21 protein-coding genes and 1 pseudogene are annotated in these 26520 nt (G+C 59.6%); 8 read left to right on the top strand and 14 right to left on the bottom strand.

Annotated features, from left to right (window positions below):
- Positions 1–5: 5 nt before the first annotated feature.
- The 4 genes from pstA (at position 6) to GIR22_RS00490 (ending at position 4673) form a co-directional block, all read left to right on the top strand.
- On the top strand, positions 6–1676 hold the full coding sequence (pstA, locus tag GIR22_RS00505; protein ID WP_178122007.1) for a phosphate ABC transporter permease PstA: 1671 nt from the start codon (positions 6–8) through the stop codon (positions 1674–1676).
- A gap of 178 nt (positions 1677–1854) precedes the next feature.
- On the top strand, positions 1855–2688 hold the full coding sequence (pstB, locus tag GIR22_RS00500) for a phosphate ABC transporter ATP-binding protein PstB (RefSeq protein WP_065883786.1): 834 nt from the start codon (positions 1855–1857) through the stop codon (positions 2686–2688).
- A gap of 113 nt (positions 2689–2801) precedes the next feature.
- Complete coding sequence (gene phoU / locus GIR22_RS00495; RefSeq protein ID WP_154741396.1) at positions 2802–3563, top strand: phosphate signaling complex protein PhoU; 762 nt, start codon at positions 2802–2804, stop codon at positions 3561–3563.
- 216 nt (positions 3564–3779) lie between these two features.
- The gene (locus GIR22_RS00490) at positions 3780–4673 is read left to right on the top strand and encodes a response regulator (RefSeq protein WP_154741395.1); all 894 of its coding nucleotides are present in this window, start codon (positions 3780–3782) and stop codon (positions 4671–4673) included.
- A gap of 88 nt (positions 4674–4761) precedes the next feature.
- Here the strand turns inward: GIR22_RS00490 and GIR22_RS00485 are convergent, their stop codons facing one another.
- The 3 genes from GIR22_RS00485 to phoB form a co-directional block, all read right to left on the bottom strand.
- Complete coding sequence (locus GIR22_RS00485; RefSeq protein WP_154741394.1) at positions 4762–6102, bottom strand: hemolysin family protein; 1341 nt, start codon at positions 6100–6102, stop codon at positions 4762–4764.
- A 176-nt stretch (positions 6103–6278) separates the two neighbouring features.
- Complete coding sequence (phoR, locus tag GIR22_RS00480; protein WP_154741565.1) at positions 6279–7565, bottom strand: phosphate regulon sensor histidine kinase PhoR; 1287 nt, start codon at positions 7563–7565, stop codon at positions 6279–6281.
- Positions 7566–7725: 160 nt separating this feature from the next.
- Positions 7726–8415, bottom strand: a complete 690-nt coding sequence (phoB, locus tag GIR22_RS00475) for a phosphate regulon transcriptional regulator PhoB (protein WP_154741393.1) — start codon at positions 8413–8415, stop codon at positions 7726–7728.
- A gap of 152 nt (positions 8416–8567) precedes the next feature.
- Between phoB and GIR22_RS00470 the strand changes: the two genes are divergently transcribed.
- On the top strand, positions 8568–8948 hold the full coding sequence (locus tag GIR22_RS00470) for a COG4315 family predicted lipoprotein (RefSeq protein WP_154741392.1): 381 nt from the start codon (positions 8568–8570) through the stop codon (positions 8946–8948).
- A 33-nt stretch (positions 8949–8981) separates the two neighbouring features.
- On the opposite strand, the gene ubiA is transcribed toward GIR22_RS00470, so the two are convergent.
- Together ubiA and GIR22_RS00460 are read right to left on the bottom strand one after the other, a co-directional pair.
- Positions 8982–9872 (bottom strand): 4-hydroxybenzoate octaprenyltransferase, encoded by an 891-nt coding sequence (gene ubiA / locus GIR22_RS00465; RefSeq protein WP_154741391.1) that lies wholly within the window; start codon positions 9870–9872, stop codon positions 8982–8984.
- Positions 9872–10435 carry a chorismate lyase gene (locus GIR22_RS00460; RefSeq protein ID WP_178122005.1) on the bottom strand — a complete coding sequence of 188 codons (564 nt, stop codon included), beginning with the start codon at positions 10433–10435 and terminating at the stop codon, positions 9872–9874. The genes ubiA and GIR22_RS00460 overlap by 1 nt, the downstream gene beginning before the upstream one ends.
- A 197-nt stretch (positions 10436–10632) precedes the next feature.
- On the opposite strand from GIR22_RS00460, the gene GIR22_RS00455 reads away from it, so the two are divergent.
- The 3 genes from GIR22_RS00455 (at position 10633) to GIR22_RS00445 (ending at position 12454) form a co-directional block, all read left to right on the top strand.
- On the top strand, positions 10633–10800 hold the full coding sequence (locus tag GIR22_RS00455; protein ID WP_003213373.1) for a rubredoxin: 168 nt from the start codon (positions 10633–10635) through the stop codon (positions 10798–10800).
- A 37-nt stretch (positions 10801–10837) separates the two neighbouring features.
- Positions 10838–11986, top strand: a complete 1149-nt coding sequence (locus GIR22_RS00450; protein WP_154741390.1) for an NAD(P)/FAD-dependent oxidoreductase — start codon at positions 10838–10840, stop codon at positions 11984–11986.
- A 192-nt stretch (positions 11987–12178) separates the two neighbouring features.
- Positions 12179–12454, top strand: coding sequence for an HU family DNA-binding protein (locus GIR22_RS00445; RefSeq protein ID WP_003213368.1), 276 nt, complete (start codon positions 12179–12181; stop codon positions 12452–12454).
- A gap of 209 nt (positions 12455–12663) precedes the next feature.
- Here GIR22_RS00445 and GIR22_RS00440 read toward each other — a convergent pair whose 3' ends face one another.
- From GIR22_RS00440 to GIR22_RS26170, 9 genes and pseudogenes are all read right to left on the bottom strand, one after another.
- A complete protein-coding gene (locus tag GIR22_RS00440; RefSeq protein ID WP_154741389.1) occupies positions 12664–13533 on the bottom strand; it encodes a tetratricopeptide repeat protein in 870 nt (289 codons plus the stop codon).
- A gap of 8 nt (positions 13534–13541) precedes the next feature.
- Positions 13542–17906, bottom strand: a complete 4365-nt coding sequence (locus GIR22_RS00435) for an RHS repeat-associated core domain-containing protein (RefSeq protein ID WP_154741388.1) — start codon at positions 17904–17906, stop codon at positions 13542–13544.
- 14 nt (positions 17907–17920) lie between these two features.
- The gene (locus GIR22_RS00430; RefSeq protein WP_154741387.1) at positions 17921–18355 is read right to left on the bottom strand and encodes a DcrB-related protein; all 435 of its coding nucleotides are present in this window, start codon (positions 18353–18355) and stop codon (positions 17921–17923) included.
- Positions 18356–18369: 14 nt separating this feature from the next.
- A pseudogene (locus GIR22_RS00425) lies at positions 18370–20197 on the bottom strand (type VI secretion system Vgr family protein).
- Positions 20198–20200: 3 nt separating this feature from the next.
- On the bottom strand, positions 20201–22879 hold the full coding sequence (gene tssH / locus GIR22_RS00420) for a type VI secretion system ATPase TssH (RefSeq protein WP_154741386.1): 2679 nt from the start codon (positions 22877–22879) through the stop codon (positions 20201–20203).
- On the bottom strand, positions 22872–23915 hold the full coding sequence (gene tssG, locus GIR22_RS00415; RefSeq protein ID WP_154741385.1) for a type VI secretion system baseplate subunit TssG: 1044 nt from the start codon (positions 23913–23915) through the stop codon (positions 22872–22874). The genes tssH and tssG overlap by 8 nt, the downstream gene beginning before the upstream one ends.
- The gene (gene tssF / locus GIR22_RS00410; RefSeq protein ID WP_154741384.1) at positions 23879–25738 is read right to left on the bottom strand and encodes a type VI secretion system baseplate subunit TssF; all 1860 of its coding nucleotides are present in this window, start codon (positions 25736–25738) and stop codon (positions 23879–23881) included. The genes tssG and tssF overlap by 37 nt, the downstream gene beginning before the upstream one ends.
- The gene (tssE, locus tag GIR22_RS00405; protein WP_178122004.1) at positions 25735–26250 is read right to left on the bottom strand and encodes a type VI secretion system baseplate subunit TssE; all 516 of its coding nucleotides are present in this window, start codon (positions 26248–26250) and stop codon (positions 25735–25737) included. Before tssE ends, tssF begins: the two co-directional genes overlap by 4 nt.
- The gene (locus GIR22_RS26170; RefSeq protein WP_246207725.1) at positions 26244–26492 is read right to left on the bottom strand and encodes a hypothetical protein; all 249 of its coding nucleotides are present in this window, start codon (positions 26490–26492) and stop codon (positions 26244–26246) included. Before GIR22_RS26170 ends, tssE begins: the two co-directional genes overlap by 7 nt.
- Positions 26493–26520 lie beyond the last annotated feature (28 nt).

Below are 26520 nucleotides of genomic sequence, written 5' to 3'. Positions count from 1 at the left end.
AGTCTGTGAAACAGAACTCCCTGAATGGATGGTTCAAGAGCGGCGCCCCCGGCGTCTGGATCAGCGGTGGCGCGGTGTCCATCGCGGTCATCATGACCATTGGTTTGCTGGCTGTGATTGCGGTGCGTGGCTTGGGCCACTTCTGGCCGGCAGACCTGATCCAGGCCAGCTACGAGGTGCCAGGCCAGGCCAGCCATGTGGTGGTTGGCGAAGTGGTGCAGAAAGAACAGGTGCCTCGCGAGCGCCTGAAAAGCGCCGGGTTGCCGGTGCCGGATGACGGCCCGGAATTCATGACCCGCGAGCTGATCAAGGTCGGCAACCGGGACCTGAACGGAAACGACTTCACCTGGATTGTCGGTGAGTGGTTGACCAACCAGACCAAGCCGGTCGACCTGATAGCTATCGAGCGTCGTGAGTGGGGCAACTTCTACGGCACCCTGGTCAACGTCAAGCAAGACGGTAAGGTCATCGCTGAAGGCGCCGCCGCCTGGCCCGAATTGCAAGCCCGCGTGGACCGCGTCAACAAGCTCGCGGCTCAGCTCAAGACCCTGGAAAAGTCCGATATCGGTGCGATCAACGCAGGTCTTGAACGTATCCGCCTGCATGGGCGCAAACTGGAGCTGGATGGCAAGCTTGATGCTGCCGCCCAGGCTGACATGGACGCCGACCGTGCGGAGCTGAACGCCCGTTACCAAGGTATTGAAGCGCGCCTGGCTGACTTGCACGCCCAGTTCAACCGCGATGCCTTGACGGCCCGCGATGGCAACGGCAAGGAAGTGGAAATCAATATTGGCAAGGTGGTGCATGCGTACCAGCCCAATGCCATGGGCTACATCACCAAGGTCGGCTTCTATTTCAGCAAGGTTTGGGAGTTCCTGAGCGACGACCCACGGGAAGCCAACACCGAAGGCGGGATCTTCCCGGCGATCTTCGGTACCGTGATGATGACGCTGATCATGGCGATGATCGTGACCCCCTTCGGCGTGCTGGCGGCGGTTTACCTGCGCGAATACGCCAAGCAGAACGCCTTGACCCGTATCATCCGCATTGCCGTGAACAACCTGGCAGGTGTGCCGGCGATTGTTTATGGTGTGTTTGGCTTGGGTTTCTTCGTTTACGTACTGGGTGGCTCGGTGGACCGGTTGTTCTTCCCCGAAGCCCTGCCGGCACCGACATTCGGTACGCCTGGCCTGTTGTGGGCATCGCTGACGTTGGCATTGCTGGCGGTGCCGGTGGTGATCGTGGCCACCGAAGAAGGCCTGGCGCGGATTCCTCGCACGGTACGCGAAGGTTCGTTGGCACTGGGCGCGACCAAGGCGGAAACGCTGTGGAAGATCGTCTTGCCAATGGCCAGCCCGGCGATGATGACCGGCATGATCCTCGCTGTGGCCCGTGCTGCCGGTGAAGTGGCGCCGTTGATGCTGGTGGGTGTGGTGAAACTGGCACCGTCGCTGCCGCTGGACGGCAACTACCCGTACCTGCACCTTGACCAGAAGATCATGCACCTGGGCTTCCATATTTATGATGTCGGTTTCCAGAGCCCCAACGTCGAAGCAGCACGGCCGCTGGTGTACGCCACCGCGTTCTTGCTGGTGCTGGTGATCGCCACGCTCAACCTGTCGGCGGTGTGGATTCGTAACCACCTGCGCGAAAAATACAAAGCACTGGATAGTTGATAACCCTGTAGGAGCGAGCTTGCTCGCGAAAAACGCAAGGTCGCCGCGTTCATCCTGGCTTCCCGCGTTATCGTTAACGACCTTCGCGAGCAAGCTTGCGCCTACAGAAGAATGATGTAACCGCTGGCCCAATGACCGGCGGCTCACTGAAACGAATTGGTAGCACAGGGAGCATCCCATGCAACATGAAACCCATTCCCACGGCATCAACATGTCAGCCCTGGGTCGCGACAAGCAGAGCCTGAGCCTGGCCCAGGAAACTGTGGCGATCGAAGTCCCGGGCCTGAGCCTGTACTACGGTGACAAGCAGGCGCTGTTCGACGTCAGCATGAATATCCCCAAACAGCGTGTGACCGCCTTTATTGGCCCGTCCGGCTGCGGTAAATCCACACTGCTGCGTACCTTCAACCGGATGAATGATCTGGTGGACGGTTGCCGTGTTGAAGGTGCGATCAACCTCTATGGCACCAACATTTACCGCAAGGGCGAAGACGTCGCCGAGTTGCGTCGCCGCGTGGGCATGGTGTTCCAGAAGCCCAACCCGTTCCCCAAGACCATCTACGAAAACGTGGTCTACGGCTTGCGTATCCAGGGTATCAACAAGAAACGCATCCTCGATGAGGCTGTGGAGTGGGCCCTCAAGGGCGCGGCGCTGTGGGATGAAGTCAAGGACCGCCTGCACGAGTCGGCTCTGGGCTTGTCCGGTGGTCAACAGCAACGTCTGGTGATCGCCCGCACCATCGCAGTAGAGCCGGAAGTATTACTGCTCGACGAACCGTGCTCGGCACTCGACCCGATCTCCACCCTGAAAGTCGAAGAGCTGATCTACGAGCTCAAGTCCAAGTTCACCATCGTCATCGTGACTCACAATATGCAACAGGCCGCTCGGGTATCGGACTACACCGCGTTCATGTACATGGGCAAGCTGGTGGAGTTTGGCGACACCGACACGCTGTTCACCAATCCGGCGAAGAAACAGACCGAAGACTACATCACCGGTCGTTATGGCTAGTGGGGCAGCTACAAGCCGCACCTTTCAAGCGGCAAGTAAAAGCAGTTTGATCAACAACACACATCAGCTTGCAGCTTGTAGCTTGCGGCTTACAGCTTTTGCGGAGCAAAACCATGATTTCGAAGGAAGGCTTAACCCACCACATCTCCGCGCAATTCAACGCCGAGCTTGAGGAAGTGCGCAGCCACCTCCTGGCCATGGGCGGGCTGGTGGAGAAGCAAGTCAATGACGCAGTCACCGCGCTGATCGAGGCCGACTCCGGCCTGGCCCAGCAAGTGCGCGAGATTGATGACCAGATCAACCAGATGGAACGCAACATCGACGAAGAGTGCCTGCGCATCCTGGCCCGTCGGCAGCCAGCGGCGTCCGACTTGCGCTTGATCATCAGCATCTCCAAGTCGGTGATCGATCTTGAGCGGATCGGTGACGAATCCACCAAGATTGCCCGCCGTGCGATTCAGCTGTGCGAAGAAGGTGAAGCCCCGCGCGGTTATGTCGAAGTGCGCCATATCGGCGACCAGGTGCGCAACATGGTTCGCGATGCCCTCGACGCCTTTGCCCGCTTCGATGCCGAACTGGCCTTGTCGGTGGCCCAGTACGACAAGATCATCGACCGTGAGTACAAGACCGCCCTGCGCGAGCTCGCCACCTACATGATGGAAGACCCGCGCTCGATCTCGCGGGTGTTGAGCATCATCTGGGTCCTGCGCTCCCTGGAGCGGATCGGCGACCATGCCCGCAATATCTCTGAGCTGGTTATCTACCTGGTGCGCGGTACCGACGTGCGGCACATGGGCCTCAAGCGCATGAAAGCTGAAGTTGAAGGCACCGTTGATCAAATGCCTAATGTTCCGGGCCTTGCTGACGATAAGTAAGATTGCCCGAGAAATAAACGCCCGGCCTCAGGCCGGGCGTTTTCGTTTGTGGCGTGTGATTTCTACGCTGCGGGCGCCAGTAAAGTTCCGGCGTAGCTGTTTTTGTAGGAGCAAGGGGGGCACCTAGTTCCTACAGTGGTGAACAGCATTGCTGTTTTGGCGAAATGCCATCAGTGAGGCGTATGCTTGCCGGGGTTTTTAGAGGATGAGGGGTCAATGAGCAAAGTCAGTGTATTGGTGGTGGATGACGCCTCGTTTATTCGCGATCTGGTGAAGAAGTGCCTGCGCAACTACTTCCCGGGCATCAAGATCGACGATGCGGTGAACGGCAAAAAGGCCCAGGCCATCCTGATGCGCGAAACCTTCGATATGGTCCTGTGCGACTGGGAAATGCCGGAAATGTCCGGCCTGGAATTGTTGACCTGGTGCCGTGGGCAACCTCATCTCAAGGCCATGCCGTTTGTCATGGTTACCAGTCGTGGCGACAAGGAAAACGTGGTCCAGGCGATTCAGGCCGGGGTGTCCGGCTACGTCAGCAAACCCTTCACCAACGAACAGCTGTTGAACAAGGTCAAGCAGGCCCTGCACAAGATCGGTCGCCTGGATGCGCTGATCGCCAGCGCCCCGACCAAGATGAACTCGGCTTTCGGTAATGACTCCCTGAGCGCCCTCACCGGCGGCAAGCCGGAAGCGGTCAAGGCTGCCCCCGTCGCGGCCTCCAGCAAAGGCCTGCTTAACAGCCCGCCCGTGCAGGCGACGGTATCGCCGGCCAGCGGTCGTGGGCAGGGCCAACTGCGCCTGTCCAGCGGCACCCAGCAATGCGTGATCAAGGCGCTGAGCATCAAGGAAGCGCTGCTGGTGGTACGTCGGGGCGAAGTCCTGCCTCAGGTGCTGGAAAGTGCCGTACTCGACCTGGAGCAGGGTGAGCACGCCGAAACCGCTCGGCTCAATGGCTACCTGCACGCCATCGTCGCTTATGAACCCAAGCCCGATAGCGACTGGTTGCAACTGACTTTTCGTTTTATCGACCAGGATGCGCAGAAGCTCGACTACATCTCCCGGCTGATTGCCCGAGGGACGGCGCAGAAGCATTTTGTGCCGGGGGCGTGAGCGCCTGAATATCGCACGGGTGTCATTCCCTACGAGCTCAATCAGCCCGTAGGGGCGTTGCCCAACCTTGCATTGGGCAACTAACGCATCAGTCGAGCATCATCACCTTGGCCAGCACGATCTTCGGCCCTTTCATCTTCTTGATGATTATTCGCAGGCCTTCAACCTCCAGCACTTCTTCCTCTTCCGGTACCCGCTTCAGGGTGTCGTAGACCAGGCCGGCCAGGGTTTCGGCTTCAATGTGGTCCAGGTCGATGCCCAGCAGGCGTTCCACTTTGAACAACGGTGTATCACCGCGCACCAGCAGCTTGCCGGGCTGGTAGGCGAGGATGCCGCGCTCGGCCTTGCGGTGTTCGTCCTGGATATCGCCCACCAGCACTTCCAGCACGTCTTCCATGGTGAGGTAACCGATGATCTTGCCGTCGGCTTCCTCTACCAGGGCAAAGTGCGCGCCGCCCTTGCGAAATTGTTCCAGCAATTGCGACAGCGGCATGTGCCGGGACACGCGCTCCAGTGGACGGGTCAGTTCGGCCAGGTTGAATGACTCGGGGAGGTGGTCCAGGTCCGCCAGTTCCAGCAGCAGGTCCTTGATGTGCAGCAGGCCGACAAACTCGTTACGCACGGCGTCATACACCGGATAACGGCTGAATTTATGGCGCCGGAACAGCGCGAGGATTTCCTTGAGTGGGGCGTTGAAGTCCAGGGTGACCAGGTCTTCCCGGGAATTGGCCCAGTCCACCACTTCCAACTCGCCCATTTCCACCGCCGAGGCCAGCACGCGCATGCCCTGGTCGCTGGGGTCCTGGCCGCGGCTGGAATGCAGGATCAGTTTCAGTTCTTCACGGCTGTAATGGTGTTCATGATGCGGGCCAGGCTCGCCTTGGCCGGCAATACGCAAAATCGCGTTGGCGCTGGCGTTGAGCAGGTAGATCGCCGGGTACATCGCCCAATAGAACAGGTACAGCGGCACGGCGGTCCACAGCGACAGCAACTCGGGCTTGCGAATGGCCCAGGACTTGGGTGCCAGTTCACCGATCACGATGTGCAAATAGGAAATCACGAAGAAGGCGGCAAAGAACGACACGCCCTTGATCACTTCAGGCGATTCGACGCCGATGGCACCCAGCAACGGTTCCAGAATGTGTGCGAAGGCTGGCTCGCCGACCCAGCCCAGGCCCAGGGAGGCGAGGGTGATACCCAACTGGCAGGCCGATAGGTAGGCGTCGAGCTGGTTGTGCACGGTGCGCAGGATTTGCCCGCGCCAGCCGTTTTTGTGGGCGATGGACTCGACCCGGGTGGCGCGCAGCTTGACCATGGCGAATTCCGCCGCAACGAAAAAACCGTTGAGCAGTACCAGGATCAGTGCAAAAAGAATCATGCCGAAATCGGCGAAGAGTGTCGCGAGGGTGATGCCAGGGGAAGGGTCCATGATGGGGTTTTGCGGGTTCCGTGTATTCAAAAAGGAGTGACAGGTGGGCCTGGAAGACAGGCACAGGTCGGTCAATGTAGCGGCTGACGGGGTACTTGCCTAGTGCCTGCTGCCGGGCGGGGCAGGAAATGTACTCCCCGCAAGCCAACTCCCACATGGATCGTGGTTGTTTTCAGTTATTCACCGGTGTCGATTGCCCGCGAGCGTGTCACCTGTGCTGGCGGAAAATGGCAGGTAAAGGTGCTGCCATGGCCCAGCACACTGCTGATTTCCAAGCGTGCACGATGGCGCAGCAACACATGCTTGACGATTGCCAGGCCCAGGCCGGTGCCACCGGTGTTGGAGTTGCGGCTGGAGTCGACCCTGTAGAAACGTTCGGTCAGTCTTGGCAAGTGTTTGCTGTCGATACCGATTCCTGAGTCCTGGACGCTCAGATGCGCGCCCTGGTCGTCCGCCCACCAGCGGATGCGGACCGTGCCTTTGTCCTGGGTGTACTTAACGGCATTGAACACCAGGTTGGAAAAGGCACTGCGTAACTCGCCCTCGCTGCCCTTGAGCTGGATCGATGGGTCAGCCTCCAGGGAAATGCTCTGCTCACGTTGACCGGACAGCGCCTGGGCATCGCTCTTGATAGTCTGCAACAGGCCTTGCACCGGTACCGGATGGTTGTCCGAGGGGTAGTCGGTGGCTTCCAGCTTGGCCAGTAACAACAGGTCATTGAGCAGGGTTTGCATGCGTTCGCCTTGCTGCTGCATTTGCTGCAGAGCACGGCTCCAGCGTGGGTTCACCTCTTCGACGTTGTCCAGCAGCGTCTCCAGGTAGCCACAAATCACAGTCAACGGCGTGCGCAGTTCGTGGGAAACGTTGGCGACGAAATCCTTGCGCATCTGCTCCAACTGATGGAGGCGGGTGACATCACGCACCAACATCAAATGCTCGTTGTTGCCGTAGCGCGTCAGGTACAACTGAATGCGTACGCGATCATTGGTCGGTGACGGGATTTCCAGGGCTTCTTCATAGTTGTCCTGCTCGAAGTACTCCTTGAAACGCGGATGACGCACCAGGTTGGTCACCGGCTGGCCGCTGTCCTGGGGCGTCTTGAGGCCCAGCAGGGTTTCGGCGGCGCGGTTCCACCATTCCAGGTTGCCGTCGCTGTCGAGCATGATCACCGCGTCTTTGAGCGCGGCAGTGGACTCCTGGACCCGATCGATCACCGCTTGCAAGCGCCCTCGCACCCGTTGGTCGCGACGTTGCAGGTGGTAGATGCTGTCGAACACCTCGCCCCACAGGCCGTAGCCGTCGGGTGGAGCTTCGTCGGGTTTGTGCTGGCGCAGCCATTCATGCAGGCGCAGCAGTTGCTTGAGGGTCCAGCCCAGGTAGACGCCCAGGCCGATGGCCAGGCTCCAGCCGTAGTAACCGCTTATCAGGCCTATCAGCAGACAGCCGGTGATCAGCAAGAGCATGTGGCGGATCAGGGTGCCATGCCAGTTTTGGTTCACGAATGCGTCCTTCGGAGCAGTTGCAGGGCTGCAGTTGCAAGTTTCAAGCGGCGAGCGGTGAGCTGCAAGTCAGAGCTGATCGGCTTTTACTTGAAGCTTGTAGCTGACCGCTTGCAACTGGTTTTCAACCCTTGGTTGAAAACCGGTATCCAGTGCCGCGCACGGTTTGTACCAGATTCTCGTAGACATCGCCCAAGGCTTTGCGCAGGCGACGGATATGAACGTCAACGGTGCGCTCTTCGACGTACACGTTGCCGCCCCAGACCTGGTCGAGCAACTGGCCACGGGTGTAGGCCCGCTCCTGGTGGGTCATGAAAAATTGCAGCAGGCGGTATTCGGTGGGGCCCATCTCGGCAGGCTTGCCGTCGATGGTTACACGGTGGCTGATAGGGTCCAGCAGCAGGCCGCCGACTTCGATAGGCGCCTCGCCATCAGTGGGGCCGGCACGGCGCAGCACGGCTTTCAGGCGGGCTACCAGCTCCCGTGGGGAAAATGGCTTGGTGATGTAGTCATCGGCGCCAACTTCCAGGCCCTGGATCTTGTTGTCCTCTTCGCCCTTGGCGGTGAGCATGATGATCGGGATGTCTCCGGTCAGCTCATCGCGCTTGAGACGGCGGGCCAGTTCGATGCCGGAGGTGCCGGGCAGCATCCAGTCCAGCAGGATCAGGTCTGGCTTGCGGTCGACGATAATGGCATGGGCCTGTTGCGAGTTTTCTGCCTCCAGGCAGTCATAGCCGGCCATTTCCAATGCAACGGCGATCATTTCGCGAATAGGCGCTTCATCGTCAACGATCAGAATGCTCCTGCCAACCATGCTAAGTCCTCTTGTCATTTAACTGTCTTGCGCCGCATTAGATAACGGAATTATTGCAGTCGTGTGACAGTAATTTAGTCGCTTAGGCAATAGGTGTCGTCCTGAACTACGCTTTGGGTCCGAATCCTGACAACCACAAAAGGAAGGTTCCGATGACTTACAGTACTTTTTCCTGGAAAGCCTTGCTGGTAACGGCGGCGTTATCACTGCCGACGCTGGCATTCGCGGCGGATCCGGCGATGACTAAAGACGGGGTATTGGTGGACCACAACGGCATGACCCTCTACACCTTTGCCAAGGATGCTGGTGACAAGTCCATGTGCAACGACAAGTGTGCAGCCAACTGGCCACCGCTGATGGCGGCATCCACCGACAAATCCATGGGCAAGTGGACCGTGATCACCCGTGACGACCAAAAGGGTCAATGGGCCTACGACGGCAAGCCTCTCTATACCTTCGTCATGGACAAAAAGGCCGGCGATATGACCGGTGACGGCAAAATGGACGGGGCCTGGAAGGTCGCCAAGCCCTGATTCAGCAGGACAGTGGTGAGGGGAATCAGCCCCTCACCGAAACCCATAATCCGCCACGATCCCGACAAAAATCGCCAACCCTGCCCAGTGGTTGTGCAAAAACGCCTTGAAGCATTTAAGGCGGTCTTTGTCCCGGGTGTACCAGAACTCCCAGGCGAAGCACCCGGCTGCTGCCAGCAGCCCCAAGTGGAACCAGCCGCCCAGCTCAAACTGCGCGCCTGCCAGCAGCAGGCAAACCAGCGCCAGCCCCTGCAGGGTCAGAATGATTACCCGGTCGGCGTCACCAAACAGAATCGCGGTGGATTTCACCCCGATTTTCAGGTCGTCGTCACGATCGGTCATCGCATAGTAGGTGTCGTAGCCCACGGTCCACAGCATGTTGGCGATGTACAGCAGCCAGGCAGCGGCAGGCAGGCTGCCGGTCTCGGCGGTGAATGCCATGGGAATGCCCCAGGAAAATGCTGCTCCCAATACCACCTGCGGGTAGTAGGTGTAGCGCTTCATGAACGGGTAGCTGACCGCCAATGCCAGACCGCCCAGAGACAGCCAGATGGTCATGGAGTTGGTCAGCAGTACCAGCAGGAAGCTGATCAACATCAGTACTGCAAAGAACACCAGGGCCTCTTTTGAGCGGATCTTGCCGCTTGCCAAGGGACGTTGCGCGGTGCGCTTCACATACCCGTCGACCTTGCGGTCAGCCCAGTCATTAATGACGCAGCCGGCGGCACGGGTCAGGGTTACGCCCAAGACAAAAATCACGATGTTAGCCAGGGACGGCGAGCCTTTGCCAGCGATCCACAGCGCCCAAAGGGTCGGCCACAGCAGCAGGTAGATGCCGATGGGCTTGTCTATGCGGGTGAGTTGGATGAAGTCCCAGGCTCGGGGATTCAGATGATTCAGGGATTTGAGCAGGCGCTGATACATCAGCCATTCTCCGAATATTCGTGCACGGCCTGCCACAGGCTTGGCAGGAAAGCTTCGGCCACCAGTACGCTCAGCGGCCCACGATCAAAGCGTGAGCGGCGCGCCCACAGCTCATTGGCTTGATCAGCCGTTGGCAGCCACTCGCGAGGGTAACGGCAAACCTCGATGGCCCGGCGGGTAAATGCCTGGTCGCAGAACAGCAACTCTCCCAGCGAACGGCTGCCCAACTCATCCATGTGCAAGCCGTCACCCTGCAAGGCGCTGCGGGCCGCCACGCTACGGGCGAACACCCACGCCTGGCCGTGGCCCCGCAAATACACCTCGCGAACCCAGCCAATGCTGGCGGCGGGCAAATCCAGGGCGGCGCACTCATCGTTGCGCAGTGGCTGCCAACCCTCCATCAGCGGCGTCACGCTGAAGCCGCCGTTGGACAGGCGTGTCAGGCGTCGCGTCAGCGAACCTTCATCGAACAGCCAGTCGAGGGTCCGCGGCGCGGGCAGGGGGCTCAGAAGGCTCTGGGTCAGCCATCGACAAGCAACGGGAGAGGTGTTTGAGTGCGGCACAGTGGGTCATTATTGGCAGCAAAAGAGGCGGCGAGCTTAGCATGGCGACCTGCACTTTTGCCTGGGCGTGCCTGCTCCATGTGTCGATCATGCTTGCATCTGCGGGCCCCGATCAGTACAAAACGCCCTGAGCCGGACGGCAACGCTGGATTTATCGACTGTCGGCCAGTAAAGCCTGGACCCTGAGGAAACAAGTAATGAAGAAGTGGCAATGTGTAGTCTGCGGCCTGATCTATGACGAGAAAGACGGTTGGCCGGATGACGGAATCGCCCCAGGCACTTTGTGGCAGGACGTCCCCGAAGACTGGCTGTGCCCGGACTGCGGTGTTGGCAAAATGGATTTCGAGATGATCGAAATCGGTTAATTTTCGATTTTAAGACCTGTACTACAAGGAGAAAGGAATGAACGCACCTGTCGTGATCGTCGGCACCGGGTTGGCCGGTTACAACCTGGCTCGGGAGTTTCGCAAGCTCGATAGCGAAACCCCACTGTTGCTGATCACCGCAGATGATGGGCGCTCCTACTCCAAGCCCATGCTCTCCACCGGTTTTGGCAAGAACAAGCAAGCCGATGGCCTGAGCATGGCTGAGCCCGGCGCCATGGCCGAGCAGCTTAAGGCCGAAGTGCGTACCCACACGCGTATCAGCGGCATCGACCCTGGCCACAAGCGCCTGTGGATTGGCGAGGAAGCGGTGACCTATCGCGACCTGATCCTGGCCTGGGGTGCGGAAACCGTGCGTGTACCTGTGCAAGGTGACGCTGCTGAACTGATTTTCCCGATCAACGACCTTGAGGATTACGCGCGTTTTCGCGCGGCAGCGGTCGGCAAGCGCCGGGTCTTGCTGCTGGGCGCCGGCCTGATCGGCTGTGAATTTGCCAACGACCTGATCCTGGGCGGCTACGAAATTGACCTTGTAGCCCCTTGCGAGCAAGTCATGCCGACCCTGCTGCACCCGGCAGCGGCCGCAGCGGTCCAGACCGGGCTGGAAAGCCTCGGTGCGCGTTTCCACCTGGGGCCGGTGCTCAACCGCCTGCAACGCACTGCTGACGGCCTGGAAGCCCATCTGTCTGATGGCGAAGTGATCGAGTGTGATCTGGTGGTCTCGGCCATCGGCTTGCGCCCTCGTGTGGACCTGGCTGCCGCGGCTGGCTTGCAGACCAACCGCGGCATTATGGTTGATCGTCACCTCAAGACCTCCCACGCCAATATCTACGCCCTGGGCGACTGCGCCGAGGTCGATGGCCTGAGTTTGCTATACGTCATGCCCTTGATGAGTTGCGCCCGTGCCCTGGCCCAGACCCTGGCGGGCAACGCCACTGCGGTCAACTACGGGCCGATGCCAGTCACGGTGAAGACTCCGGTCTGCCCGCTGGTGGTTTCACCACCGCCACGGGGTGCCGAAGGGGTGTGGAGCGTCGAAGGGCAGGGCGCCGACATCAAGGCATTGTGCCGTGACGCCAGCGGGAGCCTGCTGGGTTATGCCCTGACCGGCACTGCCGTCATGGAAAAGCTGGCCCTGAACAAAGAGCTTCCGCCATTGCTGGCGTAAATACGGGCCGTTCTGTCGTAATAGCCACCGTATTGAGCGTAGAAAGGTCGCCGCCAGACTGGCGTAGCGTCCGAGGGCATGCCATCCTCAATCCCGTCTGCCGCAGAGTAGAGCCTGCGGCGCCTTGGGCGTTGCTCCAACGATGAGCAGCACGGACATAACAACAAAAAACCGTCAAAGAGGCTTCATTTTATGCGTAAACCAGAACTCGCAGCCGCCATCGCTGAAAAAGCAGACCTGACCAAAGAACAGGCTAACCGCGTACTCAATGCTGTTCTCGAAGAAATCACCGGCGCGCTGCACCGCAAGGACAGCGTCACCCTGGTTGGCTTCGGCACCTTCCTGCAACGCCACCGCGGCGCCCGCACCGGCAAAAACCCGCAAACCGGTGAGCCGGTGAAAATCAAGGCCAGCAACACCGTTGCGTTCAAGCCGGGCAAGTCGCTCAAAGACAGCGTCAACCCGTAAGTCATGTAGAACGCGCTTACGCACATGCAAGTGTGAGCGCGGGATGAAAAATGGGCACGCCGACTGGGTCGGGTGCCCATTTTTATGGGGAAATACAATTGAATGTCCGTTCTTACAGCAAGCATCCTGAGGGTCAGACCACCCTTTGCCTGACCCTATTTGTTCGTTATTCAGAAGCGGCAGGGGAGCTAGAGGCAAAACTCTTTGGTTTATTTCTTGCTGTTCATCACCGGATCCGCGAGGTTTTCATCACCATCATTCATTCGCTGCAAAAGCCTAACCGCACGCGAAAAGCCTTGAGCGGCAGAGCGTTCCAACCACTGCCTGGCTTGTTCAAAATCTTGCTCGACTATCCACCCATCAACGTACATTTTCGCCAAGTCAAATTGGCCGTGGGCATCACCGGATTCGGCTCTGGGGAAGTGAAACTCTACCGTTTTGGACGTTGTATCTAACTCCCAATAATCGCGTTTGTTTGCCAGGAACAGTCGAACGGTTTGATCGTTCACCCATTCAACAGCTCCTAGTAGTGACTCAAAAAGGCCCAGCGCGATGCCAATTCGCGTCGCTGTGAAAAATACTTCAGGAGTGCTTTTGGATCCCTGCACTAGAACGCCGATATTGATGTATTGATCGGTACGCCAGGCAGCCGTCGCTGTGAGCGTTTTGGACGGATTTTTTAGTGAGCGACCCGCGGTGCCTGAAAACTGATAGTTCCGTTTGATGATCTCGGCGTGGAGCTTATGTATCGGATCGGTATCCCAGCCTTTGAGCGCCGCCAGCGACAACAGGGCTTCATTAATGTCCTCAATTAACGCCTGGCGAATGGCGCCGTCCGGCGCGTCCGCAGCTAGGTTGTCGAGGTGCTTGAACGGATGAGAGTAGGTGTAGACATCGGTGAATGTTTGCTCTGCTTCGACTGGCGTTTGCTGAAGTATTATTTTGGCAATTCCGTCAGCAGGCAGCTTGCACTTGGTAGCAAGGAGATAAACATAGAGTACGGCCGCCTCTCGAATACTGTGAGCCTGGAGGCGCTCCGTAGGGGCGGCAATTTCGAGTGTCGATAAATATTTGCTCATCAGAATTTCTATCTCGTCGCGTTTGGCAGTGAGTTGCCCACTGGATTAATCCCAACTTTAGGAAACGAAGGCGTTTGACCAGCTCTCTGAGCGGCTACCGAGTAGCCATTGACTCTACCTTGTTCAACTTTCAGAGCCTTGGACCTTGTTACATTTTTCCTGATTATGGCGGACTCGTATTTATCAGAGCCTTTCCTATTGAGTGCGCGCACCTGAGATTGAGCTCGATAAGACTTGCCAGTTTTGGAAATTTTCCCACCGCTGATACCGTATTTGTGCACTTGGCCGGTCGTTTTGTTACGGATGACATAGACGTGATTCGGCTTGTTATTTTGTCTGGAGTTCCCGTTTGCAGCGCCGCAGGTTTTCCATCCCCATGGATCTACCCATGCAATCGGGTTAGGTGCGTATTGATAAAGATTGAGCTCTCCATCTAACCCGATCGGATCAGGTGTCGTAAATCGCCCCACATCCGGATCATAAAACCTGAACGTATTGAAATGCAGCCCCGTTTCCCGATCCAGATACTGTCCCTGAAACCGTAGGTTCTGCTCTTCAATGTAATACGGCTCGCGCACCTCTTCCTGCGTGTTGCCCCACACCTGATAAGTCGCACGCCAGACATTCTGCCCGTCTACTTCGGTGAGTTGTTCCGGTAGCCCGTTGAGGTCGTTATGGTAGTAGCGAATTTTTTGCAGTTGCCCAGTGCCGTCGATGCGGGCCAGGGGTTCGTAGCCTTCGCCTTCATACAGATAGAGACTGGTCTGGCTATGACGATGTTCCTGAAGCAGACGCAGACCATCCCAGACGAAACGGGTTTCTCCCAGTGCATAGCCGTTGCTGTCGTGTTCGGTCTTTTCGATACGCCGGCCCAGCGGGTCATAAGCCATTCTCACAATCGTTTCCCGCTCGCCTTTCTGGCTGCGTACTTCGATCAGACGATGTTCCGCATCGTAGGCAAAACGCTGAAAGCCACGCGCAGCGCTGCGCTTTTCAATCATTCGACCAAAAGCGTCGTATCGATAGCGTTTGTCTTGATAGGTTAGCAATCTGTTATGCCGCACCAGACCGCCTTGTGTTGGGCTGTCGAGCAGGTTGGCAGCGGCATCGTAGGCATAGGTCTCGCTCTGGCCCACCTGATGGCCGACGAGGATGCGTCCGGTAGCGTCGTAACCCAGATGCTCTTGACGGTCGTGCTGGCGGTCGATGCGACGACGTCCGATCAGGTTGTCGCTGGGGTCGTAGCTGTAGTCGGTCTCGACCAGTGGTGGCAACTGCCACGGTTGGTCGATGCTGCGACGCTGTCGTGAGCGGACCCTTCCACTTCGATCGTACGCGGTACTCGTCTTGAGTTGGCCCTGAGTACGCTGCACTTCGCGATGCACCCGGTCGCGCTCGAAGTCGCTGATGACCTGTCCGTCGAGGTTCAACTGATGGAGGTGACCGCTACCGTAGTAGAGCCTGTTCAACCATCGACCATCGGGCAAGCCGGTTTGGATCAGGTTTCCCAACTCGTCGTAACGATGCTGCACAGACCCCGCCGAGCTTTGCTCTTCAAGCAGTTGCCCCAGCGCGTCATAGCTGAAAGCCAGTGCTTGCTGGCGACCATCAAGGGCAGTGAAAGTGACACCGACCAGTTGGTCACTCAGATCATGCTCATAAACCGTAGTACCATCCGCTGTGACTTTACTGGCCAGGCGCCCGAGCGGGTCCCGTTGGAATTGGTGTGTCAGTGGAGCTACCGGTTCGCCTTCGGTACCCGGCAGAAAGTCCATGGCGACAATGTCATCCAATGAATCATAGGTATAGCGGCGCCGACTTTGGTCCAGGTCCTGCTGTTGCAACAGGCGGTCGGCGGCATCCCACTCAAAGCGATAGCTTTCGCCGTTCTCATTGGTCAGCTTGCGCAGTCGCCCATAGGCGTCGTGGTCAAACATAACAGTGCGGTTGTGCGCATCCCAGCGCTGCTTGACCAGACCACGCCCGTCATAGGCATAGCGGGAAGTGTTCCCGGCGGGGTCGACATAACCCGTCAGATAACCACTGGTGTTGCGTTGGAACTGCTCCAGGCGGCCATCCGGGAGTTGGCATTCCAGTAGCAGGCCCTCAGGGCTGTACTGATAACGCACCGATTCACCTTCAGCATTGGTCTGCACCACCAGATTGCCAAACGCGTCGTACTGATAACGGGTCGGGTAACCCGAGCAATCAACTTCCTCGACCAGTTGGCTCCATTCGTTCCAATGCAATTTCCGGGTTTTGTCTGTGGCATCGATGACCTGCACCGGCTGGCCGAAACCGTCATAGACATAGGCGGTGCGGTTTCCCAGTGGGTCGATCTCTTCAATGCAGTTGCCATGCTGGTCATAGCGGTAGTGCCAACTGTTCCCGGCCGCATCGGTTTCCACCTCGGGCAATGCCCAATGCGCCAGCCACTGTGTACCGCTGGTTCTGGCCAGTGGATCGGTCACCGCACTCAGGTTGCCGGATTCGTCATAACTGAATCGCCACTGGCCATTTTGTGGATCGATCGCCCCAAGCAACTGGCGATCTTCGTCCCATTCGAACTGCCAGGTATGGCCCACGTTATCGACGTAGCGAGTGATCTGGTACTGCGGGTTCCAATGGCGTGTGCTGACCCGCATCAGGCCATCGGTGACGCGCGTAATGCCAGCCTCCAGGTCATAGTCGAAGCTGTATTCATCACCGGCATCCGTCCAGTGACGGGCTACGCGCCATTCTTCGCCGTGAGGGCCCTGCACTGCGCTCCATTGGTAGAAGCAGCGCAAGCCACTCGGCAGTTGGTGTTCGACCATGCGCCGAGCACTGTCGTAGGCAAAGCGTCGTAGGGTTGTGCCTTGTGAGTCCACGACTTCAGCCAGGTCGCCGTTGGCGTCGTAGCGATAGCTGGCCAGCAGGTCGCTGCGTCCATCAAAATGTTCCTGGCGCAGGTAACGGCGCTCGATATGGCTCACGCGCCGTGGATGCTCGGCGGTATAACTCAGGTCGACATGCATCAGCTCATGGCTGTCGCGCAGGCGGCACAAACGTCCCTGGATGTCGTAATCCAAAAAGATCCGCCCTTCGTTACGGTCACCCAGCAGGTGCAGGCGCAGCCGCGAGTGGTTCAGAGGGTCGGGTTCGAAGAGCCGATACAGGCCGTCGATACTCTCGATCAGTATCACGCCATCGGCGCTACGCCTTACCGCAAGGCCATCGCCAGGGCTGAAGGCTCCGCCAGACAATGCTATGTAACCGATCTCTATGCGGCGGCCCTGCTCATCGATATAAGTCAGGTTTTCGTCTTGGTCTATTTCGACCGCTACCTCATAGGCAACGCTCCAGCCAGCACCGAAGAGGCTATCCTGGCGTGTGTCGAGGCTGCTGTAGAAACGCTGCCATTCGATGGGGAGCAGGCCCGACAGTACGAAGTCCAGCTCTTCGTCATCGCCGAGGATTTTGGCGCCGGTCGGGCTGTGGACTGGATTGGGCGAGCCGTTGATAGCTCCCTTGAGTGCCGAGGTGATCTTGCTGGTTCCATAAGCTACGGCTCCTCCCACCAGCGCACCACCGATCAGGCACGGCAGTTTGCTCCAGAAACATTTTACATTGCCCCGCAGCATCATCAGGACGGCGATCCCAAGGCCTACTCCCGGAGTCTTTCCGCTGCGAATCTCGCGCACCACGATGGTCTCGCCACCGATGCGTACATCCGGCGAGATCAGGCCCGGGGCTGTACCAATCTTGGCGTCGCACGTACTGCGATCGCCACTGCGCGCCGCAGGCTGGCCGTTGATGAACACCGAGCTGGAACCCTCCGCAATGAATTGCAGGGGCATGGGCGGGTGCTTGTTGCACGCCACGGTATCCAGCGGGCAAGGCTCGGTGCCTGGCGCGGGCGAGGCGACGGTCGGGCGCCACATTTGTGAGAAAAATTCCCCGGCCATGTCCAGGAAGCTGGGAGCCGGTGGCTCGCTGGGTGCTACCGGCACCGCCGTCATCTTTCCAGCCGCTCGAGCAGCCTTTTTTCCATTGACGAAAACGTTTTCCGAGCCGCTGGTGATAAAGGCGTCGATCACCGGCGGGAACACCCAGTTGGCGGCTGACTCGCACCAACTGGATATTTTCAGATCAGCCCCTGTGAGCCCCGCGGTAATGCCTACGACTGCACCCACGACCAACACCAGGGCAACGCCGCCGGTAGCGATAGTCGCACCGGTTGTTATGGCAACAGCCGCCGCCACCGCCAGGCAGCCCACAGTGGTGATCGCCGCATAGGCCGCCACTTCCAGCACACCGCCGAGAATATCGGCCATCACCGAGGTGTGCAGCAGCGCATCGCCTTCGCGGGCCGCCCAAAGATCTTCACTCATTGCTCAGACTCGGTTCAGGGCGTGGCGAAGAAGTTGAGCGTATCTTTAAGCGTTGCCCAGTGCGCCGCTTCAGCCGGCCCAAGGGGCTGGGTCTTGACGTAACTCAAGGCGATCAGGCGGCGTGTGCCCGGTATCTGCATTGCTAACTGGTATTGGTAAATGTTGTCGCTGCCTTTGTTGAAACGGTTCTGCACCTCAAAGGCGTCGATGTCCTGCGCCGGCCCCACCTTGACGGCTTGCGCCGGCGAATAACGAAGGTCCTTGACCTGCTGTTCGAGTTTTTTCAGTTGGCCTTCGAAGTTGCTCTGCAAGGTTTCACCGTCCGCCAGTGGGCTGCGGCTGACCACCAGCGTGGTGCCCAGCTTGGCGAACTTGAGAATATTAATCGAAGCGTCCTGCAGCCCCTCGTCGGGCAAGGTGAATTGGGCTTCGTTGATCAGATAATTCATTGCGGGAAATCTCGTTATTGATCGGCGTTGGGTTTGCCGGAAAATTTCGACTCGACGGCAGACTTGATCTTTTCTTGCACGCCCTGGGTACCAGGCGACGTGCCCTCGTCACTGCCCAGGTTGATATCCAACTTGCCCTTTGTCTGGATCTTGCTGCTGCCCGTGGAGAACAAATTGAACGAGCCGCAGGTGAGGTTCACCTCACCTCCGGCGAGGAGTTCAATCACGCTAGCGCCGCACACCAGGCGAATTTTCTCGCCAGCTTCAATGGTGTAGTGCGTGGCGGCACTGTCGGATTTCGCCCCGCCGACGAGCACGGTATCGTTGTCGCGAACCACCCGCAGACGATTGGCACCAATAGTCACCGTCTCGTTATGCCCAATACTTTTGTTACGGTCATGCCCCACCGAATGACTTTCATCCACCTCAACCACGATGTCCTGATTACGCTCGGCATGGATGTATAACTGCTCCAACCCCTTCTTGTCCTCCATGCGGATTTCATTGAAGTTGGCCGGCGTGCCGCCTTTGCTGGAGCGGCTTTTCATCCCGCTTTGGGTCGCGTTTTCCGGCAGGTCGTAAGGCACGGTCTGTTCGGCGTTGTACACCCTCCCGGTGATGATCGGGCGGTCGGGATCACCCTCGAGGAAGCTGACAATCACTTCCTGGCCGATCCGTGGAATCTGCATCGAGCCCCAGTTTTTCCCCGCCCAGGATTGCGACACACGAATCCAGCACGAGCTGTTTTCGTTGGACTGGTCGTGACGGTCCCAATAGAAATGCACCTTCACCCGGCCGTACTGGTCAGTCCAGATTTCCTCGCCCTTGGGGCCCACCACCAACGCAGTTTGGGGGCCTTTGACCACTGGCCGGTGGGTGTTGGCCAAGGTGCGGAAACTCTGTTGCGCCGGGATGCAGGTCAGGCTGCTTTCGAATTGTGCGGACGCCACACTGCCGCCACTTTCCAGGCTTTCCTGAGCGATGTAGTACCGCGCGCCGATGATCAGGTATTCGCGGTTCTGGTCCTGGCGGCTGAAGCCGGTGAGGCTGAACAGGTTGCCGGCGCCCAGGCCCCGTGCGTTGCCGCTGAACTCTACTTGTTCGTGCAGGGTTTGCAGGGCTTCGATGCGGGTGCGGGCATAGTGTTCACCGTCTTCGCTTTGTACGTAAGTGCCGGGGTAGTCGTACAGCGGATAGTCGCCGGCGGTGTGCGGGCGTGGCATCGCCGAGCGTACGTCGATGCTGGCGCTGGGGCGCTGGAAGTCGTAATCGTTGAGTTCCAGGGAGCCTGGCTGCACTTCCTGGGCGAGGTGCCAGTTGTGCATATGGTCCCGCTCACGTTGCTGCTCATCCTTGGGGTAGTAGGGCACGGAGCCGTAGCCGACCACACCGGCATGGGCGCCATAAGCATCGGCCAACACCAGTACATGGCGGTCCTGCTCATGGCGGAAGAAGTAGTAGATGCCTTCCTGCTCCATCAACCGGCTGACGAAATCAAAGCTGGTCTCGCGGTACTGCACGCAGTATTCCCACTCGCGGTATGGCCGGCTCAAGGCGTCTTCAAAATCGGAAAAACCCAGGTCGCGAAATACCTGCTTGATGATCTGTGGGATGCTCAGGTTCTGGAAAATTCGGCAATCAGAGGTGCGACTGAGCAGCCACAGCCATGGACGCAGCGTGACCTGGTAACTGGCGAACTGGCCTTGGTCGATGTTCTGGCTGCAACGGGCGACGATCCCGTGGAAATAACGCTCGCCACCATCCGCCAGTTGCAGGTTCAGGCACATCCGGCCCCAGGGGGCTGGTGATCTTGGCCAGGCGTGACGATTGGTTGAATAGCATTGTTTACGCCGCGTCGCTGAAGTCGTAGTGTAATTCGTTATCCCGCGTGCTGATTCGCACCCCGGCCAGCGCCTTGCCTTCCATCATCCGGGTGAGGAACTCGCGGCTCATGTCCGGCAGCAGGCTGTTGGTCAGGATGGTGTCGATCATCCGCCCGCCACTTTCGGTTTCGGTGCAGCGGGACACGATCAGGTCGACCACGTCGTCGTCGTAGTTGAAGTCGACCTTGTGGGTGTTCTCCACGCGCTTCTTGATGCGGTTGAGTTGCAGGCGAGTGATCGCCTTGAGCATCTCGTCGCTCAGCGGGTAGTAAGGAATTGTCACCAGGCGCCCAAGCAATGCCGGCGGGAAAATTTCCAGCAGCGGTTGACGCAGGGCCTTGGCGATTTCCTCGGGTTCCGGGATGTTCGCCGGGTCTTTGCAGACCCGGGAAATCAGCTCGGTACCGGCGTTGGTGGTCAGCAGGATCAAGGTGTTCTTGAAGTCGATCACCCGGCCTTCGCCGTCCTCCATCACGCCCTTGTCGAAGACCTGGAAGAAAATTTCGTGTACATCCGGATGGGCTTTTTCCACCTCGTCCAACAGCACCACGCTGTAGGGCTTGCGCCGCACCGCCTCGGTCAGTACGCCGCCTTCGCCGTAGCCGATATAACCCGGTGGCGCGCCCTTGAGGGTCGACACCGTGTGGGCTTCCTGGAACTCGCTCATGTTGATGGTGATGACGTTCTGCTCGCCGCCGTACATGGCTTCGGCCAGGGCCAGGGCGGTTTCGGTCTTGCCCACGCCGGAGGTGCCGGCCAGCATGAACACGCCGATGGGCTTGCTCGGGTTGTCGAGGCCGGCGCGGGACGTCTGGATGCGCTTGGCGATCATCTGCAAGGCGTGGTCCTGGCCGATGATGCGTTTCTTCAGGTGCTGGTCGAGGTTGAGCACCGTCTCCAGTTCGTTACGCGCCATGCGGCCCACCGGGATACCGGTCCAGTCGGCGACCACGGAGGCCACGGCCTGGTAATCCACGGTCGGCAGGATCAGCGGGGTTTCGCCTTGCAGGGCCGTCAGGCGCTGTTGCAGGTCAACCAGTTTTTCCCGCAGTGCATGGCTCTCGTCGGTACCTGCGTCGCTGTCCACCACGCCGGCTTTTTCCCGCAGTGTGGCGCGGGTTGCGAGCAGTTCGTCCACCAGGGTTTTTTCGTCGCGCCAACGGCTTTCCAGGGTCGCCAGGCGTTCACGCTCGGCAGTCAGCAACGCTTCGCTGTTGCTCTGGCGGGCGCCGATGGTGATACCGATGGCATGCTCGCGGGCGATGATTTGCAGCTCGGTTTCCAGCGCTTCGATACGGCGGCGACTGTCGTCCACTTCCGCGGGGACCGCGTGCAGGCTGATGGCGACGCGGGCGCAGGCGGTGTCCAGCAGGCTCACGGATTTGTCCGGCAACTGGCGCGCCGGGATGTAGCGGTGGGACAGCTTCACCGAGGCTTCCAGGGCTTCGTCGAGGATCTGCACCTGGTGGTGTTTTTCCATGGTCGAGGCCACGCCGCGCATCATCAGCAGCGCCTTGTCTTCCGACGGCTCGGCGACTTGCACCACCTGGAAGCGGCGGGTCAGGGCCGGGTCTTTTTCGATGTGCTTCTTGTACTCGGCCCAGGTGGTGGCGGCTACGGTACGCAAGGTGCCACGGGCCAGGGCCGGCTTGAGCAGGTTGGCCGCGTCACCGGTGCCGGCCGCACCGCCGGCACCCACCAGGGTGTGGGCTTCGTCGATAAACAAGATGATCGGCTTGGGTGAGGCCTGAACGTCTTCGATGACCTGGCGCAGGCGCTGTTCGAACTCGCCTTTCATGCTGGCGCCGGCTTGCAACAGGCCAACATCAAGGCTGCGCAGCTCCACATCTTTCAATGCCGGCGGCACGTCGCCGGCGACGATGCGCAGGGCAAAACCTTCGACCACAGCGGTTTTGCCGACGCCGGCTTCACCGGTGAGGATCGGGTTGTTCTGGCGGCGACGCATGAGGATGTCCACCAATTGGCGGATCTCTTCGTCACGGCCGACGATGGGGTCAAGCTTGCCGCTGCGGGCCTGTTCGGTCAGGTCGACGGTAAAACGCTTGAGGGCTTCCTGCTTGCCCATGGCACTCGGGGCCATGGCGCCGCTGGCTTCACCCGGCACGGCACCCGCATTGAAGCCGTCGCTGGCGGTGAGGGCGTTTTCTGGCGAGTCGCCGACGTACTCATCAAAGCGCTCGCTCAAGGCCTCGGGCTTGATTTTGTCGAACTCCGACGACAAGCCCAGCAGCGCATGGCGCAGGCTAGGGGTTTTGAGAATTCCCAGTACCAGGTAACCGGTGCGCACCTGGCTTTCGCCAAACATCAGGCTGCCGTAAACCCAGCCGCGCTCCACGGCTTCTTCCACATGGGACGACAGGTCAGTGATTGATGTCGAGCCACGGGGCAGGCGGTCGAGGGCTTCGGTCAGATCGCGGGCCAGGCGCGCCGGCTCAATGTTGAACTGACGGATGAGGCGGTGCAGGTCCGAGTCCTGCAGCTGCAACAATTGGTGAAACCAGTGGGCCAGTTCCACGTACGGATTGCCCCGCAGCTTGCAGAACACGGTGGCGGCTTCGATAGCCTTGTAGGCCACGCTGTTGAGTTTGCCGAACAGTGCGGCGCGACTGATTTCACCCATGCTCTGGATTCCTTGAGGTGTTGGCGAGCTCGGCGTAATGCCGGGCCAGGATTAGGTCGTTGGCGTCGTGCGCGGGTTGGCCGAGCCAGGTATTGAAGCCCAGGCGGAACTGGCCATTGAGCTGCAGCACCGGTACTTCAGGTTGTTGCAGAACCAGGTTGAGGTCCCAGTCCAATTCGTGGCCCAGGTACTCGGCCACCCAGGCCACCAGTTCGTTGAACGGCTGACTGCCAGGCAGCATGCCCATATAGTCATCGAGCTTGAGTGGGCCCAGGCGGATACGGAACTTATGCTGGCGGTCCCACACATGGCTGCCCAGGCAAAAGTCGACGCCGAGCTGGTTGGCGCTGACACTGACGCGGCTGCGTTCCGGCAGTTCCAGCCATTGGCCGACGTACTCTTCGATCTCCACCGGCAGGCCGAAGTACTCGCTGAGAATGGCCTTTAAGCCGTCCGGGTAGCGGGTCTGTGCCGACAGATGACCGCTGTAGTGCAGTTTCGCTGTGTCGGGAATCAGCCCTTGTTCCAGCAGGCTTGGCATGCCTCGGCCGCTCAATGCCGCCAGCCGCGCCGACCAGTAATCATCGTCCGGGCGATCATGGCTGACCGTTGGCCGCGCCTCGGCCCAAGCCCGGTAGAACAGGCTCAGCAGGCGATGGTGGAACACATCCAGGAAGCGCTTGCTGGTGCTGTCGGCATTGTTGCGCTGGCGCTCACGCACGTATTCGGTGATGTGCAGCGGCAGCGGGCCGTTGGGGCCGCCAAGGCCGAAAAAAAACTGTTCCAGCCGCGCAGGCTTGCCTTCGAAACCAGGGTCTACCGAGGCCAGGGTGGCCGGGGCGAAAGTGCAGTCGGCCTGTTGCCCGAGACGCAGCGGATCATCCGCCAGGCGCAGGGAGTGGCCCAGGCGCGGCAGGTCCGGCGATTCACACTCGATACGGCGCAGCGCCTGGAAGAAGTCATATTCCCAGGGCTCCTGATGCATCGCCGACAGCGTGTTCACAGGGTCGGACGGCGTCCGGGCTTGGCTTTCCATCGCATGATCTCGCCGCGTTCGGTGGTACAGATCACCGTCTCGGTAAAACTGTTGATCGACACATAACGTGCCAAGAAGCGTTCGAATACCGCGCCGAGCAGAAACACGCCGGTGCCGCGGAACGCGTTTTCGTCAAATTCCAGGGTAATTTCCAGGCCCCGTCCAAACACGATCGGGCCGGGCATCGGCAGGCGGCGGGTCACGGCCTTGCTGCTGACTTCCCGCAGGCCTTCGATCTGCAATTGCAGGGCTGCGTCGTTGCTGTCGCCATATAGGCGCAGCAATTCGCGCAGCGCGGCGGCGCCCTGGCCTTGTTCGCTGAGGGACAGGTAGTTGAGCGACAACTGGCTGATCAAGCGCCAGGCCTTGGCATCATGGGCGTGGCTGGCGCGCGGACGGCTGGGCCCGGCGACGCAGCGTACCGCCAGCACCGGGGCGCTATCGGCCAGGGTGAAATCGGTCTTGCCATTGCCCACGCTCATGAACAGCGGCAGGTCACGGTTGGTACACAGCGCCGTCACACCCAGTTGGCGCAGGTCGTGGCGGTAGGGCGCCTGCTGACTGTCCACCAGGCTGACAAAGGTTTCGCTGCCCACATAGGTAGAGCGTGGGCCATTACGACGTTGGTCGCTGGACAACACCCGAGGCTCACGACGCACAGTGTAGTAAGCCTGGTCACGGCCATAGCGCGACGGGTCGCGCACGGCATAGAACGGCAAGAACGGCTGCTCCGGCCCGGTGCCATGACCGGTAATACCGCTCAGGGAGTGAATCTCGAAATCCATTGGCCGGGTACGGTCGGCGATCACATGGTGTTCGTTGACCCGTTCGGACAAGTGAATGCGGTCTACCCGCTTGGGAAACAGGTTGATCGCCGGGGTACAGAACGGCACGAACTGCGCGGCGCCGACACTGCCTTCCAGGCTCGGGTCATGACGGTCGAACAGCACGATCAATTCCAGCTCCTGGCCATCGCAGCGTTTCACCGCACGGCTCAACTGCGCGAACTCAACGAACAAGAAACGATGGGGCAGGGCGAAGTATTCCTGCAGCAGCCGATAGCCCTGGAAGGCTCGAGGCACCACCGGCATCGCCGCATCGGCGTCGTCAAAACCCCGGGAGCGCAAGGCATCCTGTGGCAGGCGCTCGACCCAATCGCCACCCGGCTTGCGGGCGAACACCGCGCAGGCATTGCCCAGCAGTTGTTCGTAAAGGCGGAACGGTTGTTCATCGGCGCCACTGAGGTACAGCGGCAGGTTGTCCAGGGCCAGGCTGTTGAACGGCAGCTCGGCACCGGTGCGCAGGGTCAGGCGCAAACCGGCCTTGGCTTTGGGTTCACTGGCGGCCAGGCGTCCGAGCACGGCAGACGGGTTACCGAAGTACTCGGCGTGGCTGACTTGCAGCGGCCACAGCGTCACCGGGTGCGCGGTGCGGTACTCGCAGCAGGTCTGGGTTTCACGGCCCAGGGCTGAGCGCAAGACGGTGTCCCGCGGCAGTGGAAAACCGCTGGCCAGAGAACCTTCATCGGGGTCAGCCTGCAACTGCACCACGGTCATCGACGGCGTCGGTGCCAGGTAGTGCGGGTAGGCGATTTCCAGCAAGTTATGGGTGAAGGTCGGGTATTCGGCGTCGAGCTTGAGCTGCACTCGCGCGGTGAGGTAGGCGAAGCCTTCGAGCAAACGTTCTACATACGGGTCGGCGCAGTCCATGCCGGACAGGGTCAGCCGACTGGCAATCTTCGGGTATTCCTTGGCGAACTCCGCGGCGCTTTCGCGCACGTGGTGCAGTTCCTGGTTGTACAGTTCCAGCAGGCGCGGATTCATGGGCGTCTCCGCTGGTCGGCATTGACCACGCGCACATGGCCGGATTCCAGGTCCAGGTCGGTTTGCAGCAGCAGGCGCAACGGCACCGGCTGGGCCCACAAATCGCCCTCGATCTCGAAACTCAAGGCGTTGTGGTTCATCTCGCCGTGGGCCACACGCGCTTTGACCCGCAGGGTGTGACGCAGGATGCGCGGCTCAAAGGTGGCAATGGCCTGGTAGATCAAGGCTTCCAGGGCACTGATATCGACGCTGGACGCACTGTTGCCCGCCAATGCCGGGAGGCCGTAATTGACCACCGAGGTACCGGCCGGGGTATGCAACGTGGCATCGGCACTGAGCAAAGAGGTGGTGTTGAGCAGCCACGCCAGGTCACGCAGCACCGAGGCTTTCAGTTGGGTCAGGGACAGCACGCGTTTGTCGGCGCTTTCCTTGGGATTACTCGGGTCGTCGTCGGTCAACCGGTCCAGCAGGGACGGCTGCAAACGATCGCGGGTGGCGATTTCGGTTACCACCGAAAGAAGCCCGTGTACATTTTCTGATCCCACTGACCAGGGCCGCAGGAGGCGAACTGGTTCACATCCGAGACTTCCAGCGTTTCCTTGACCTGGCGTACCGCCTGGAGTTTGGTCAGGCAATCGCGGCTGGGTGCCGGCATATGTTCGCTGCGTTCAACCATAAAAATCGGGACTTGGTTAAAGGTCTCAACACGCAATTGCCGGTCCTGGCCAAGGCTGAACTGGCAAGGCCATTCCATGTCGAGCCTCAGGTGGCTCTTGTCGGGT

It is taken from the genome of Pseudomonas karstica (assembly GCF_009707515.1).
Taxonomy (GTDB): domain Bacteria; phylum Pseudomonadota; class Gammaproteobacteria; order Pseudomonadales; family Pseudomonadaceae; genus Aquipseudomonas; species Aquipseudomonas karstica.
Note: the sequence above shows the minus strand (reverse complement) of the source record. Positions and strands in the feature narration are given on the sequence as shown.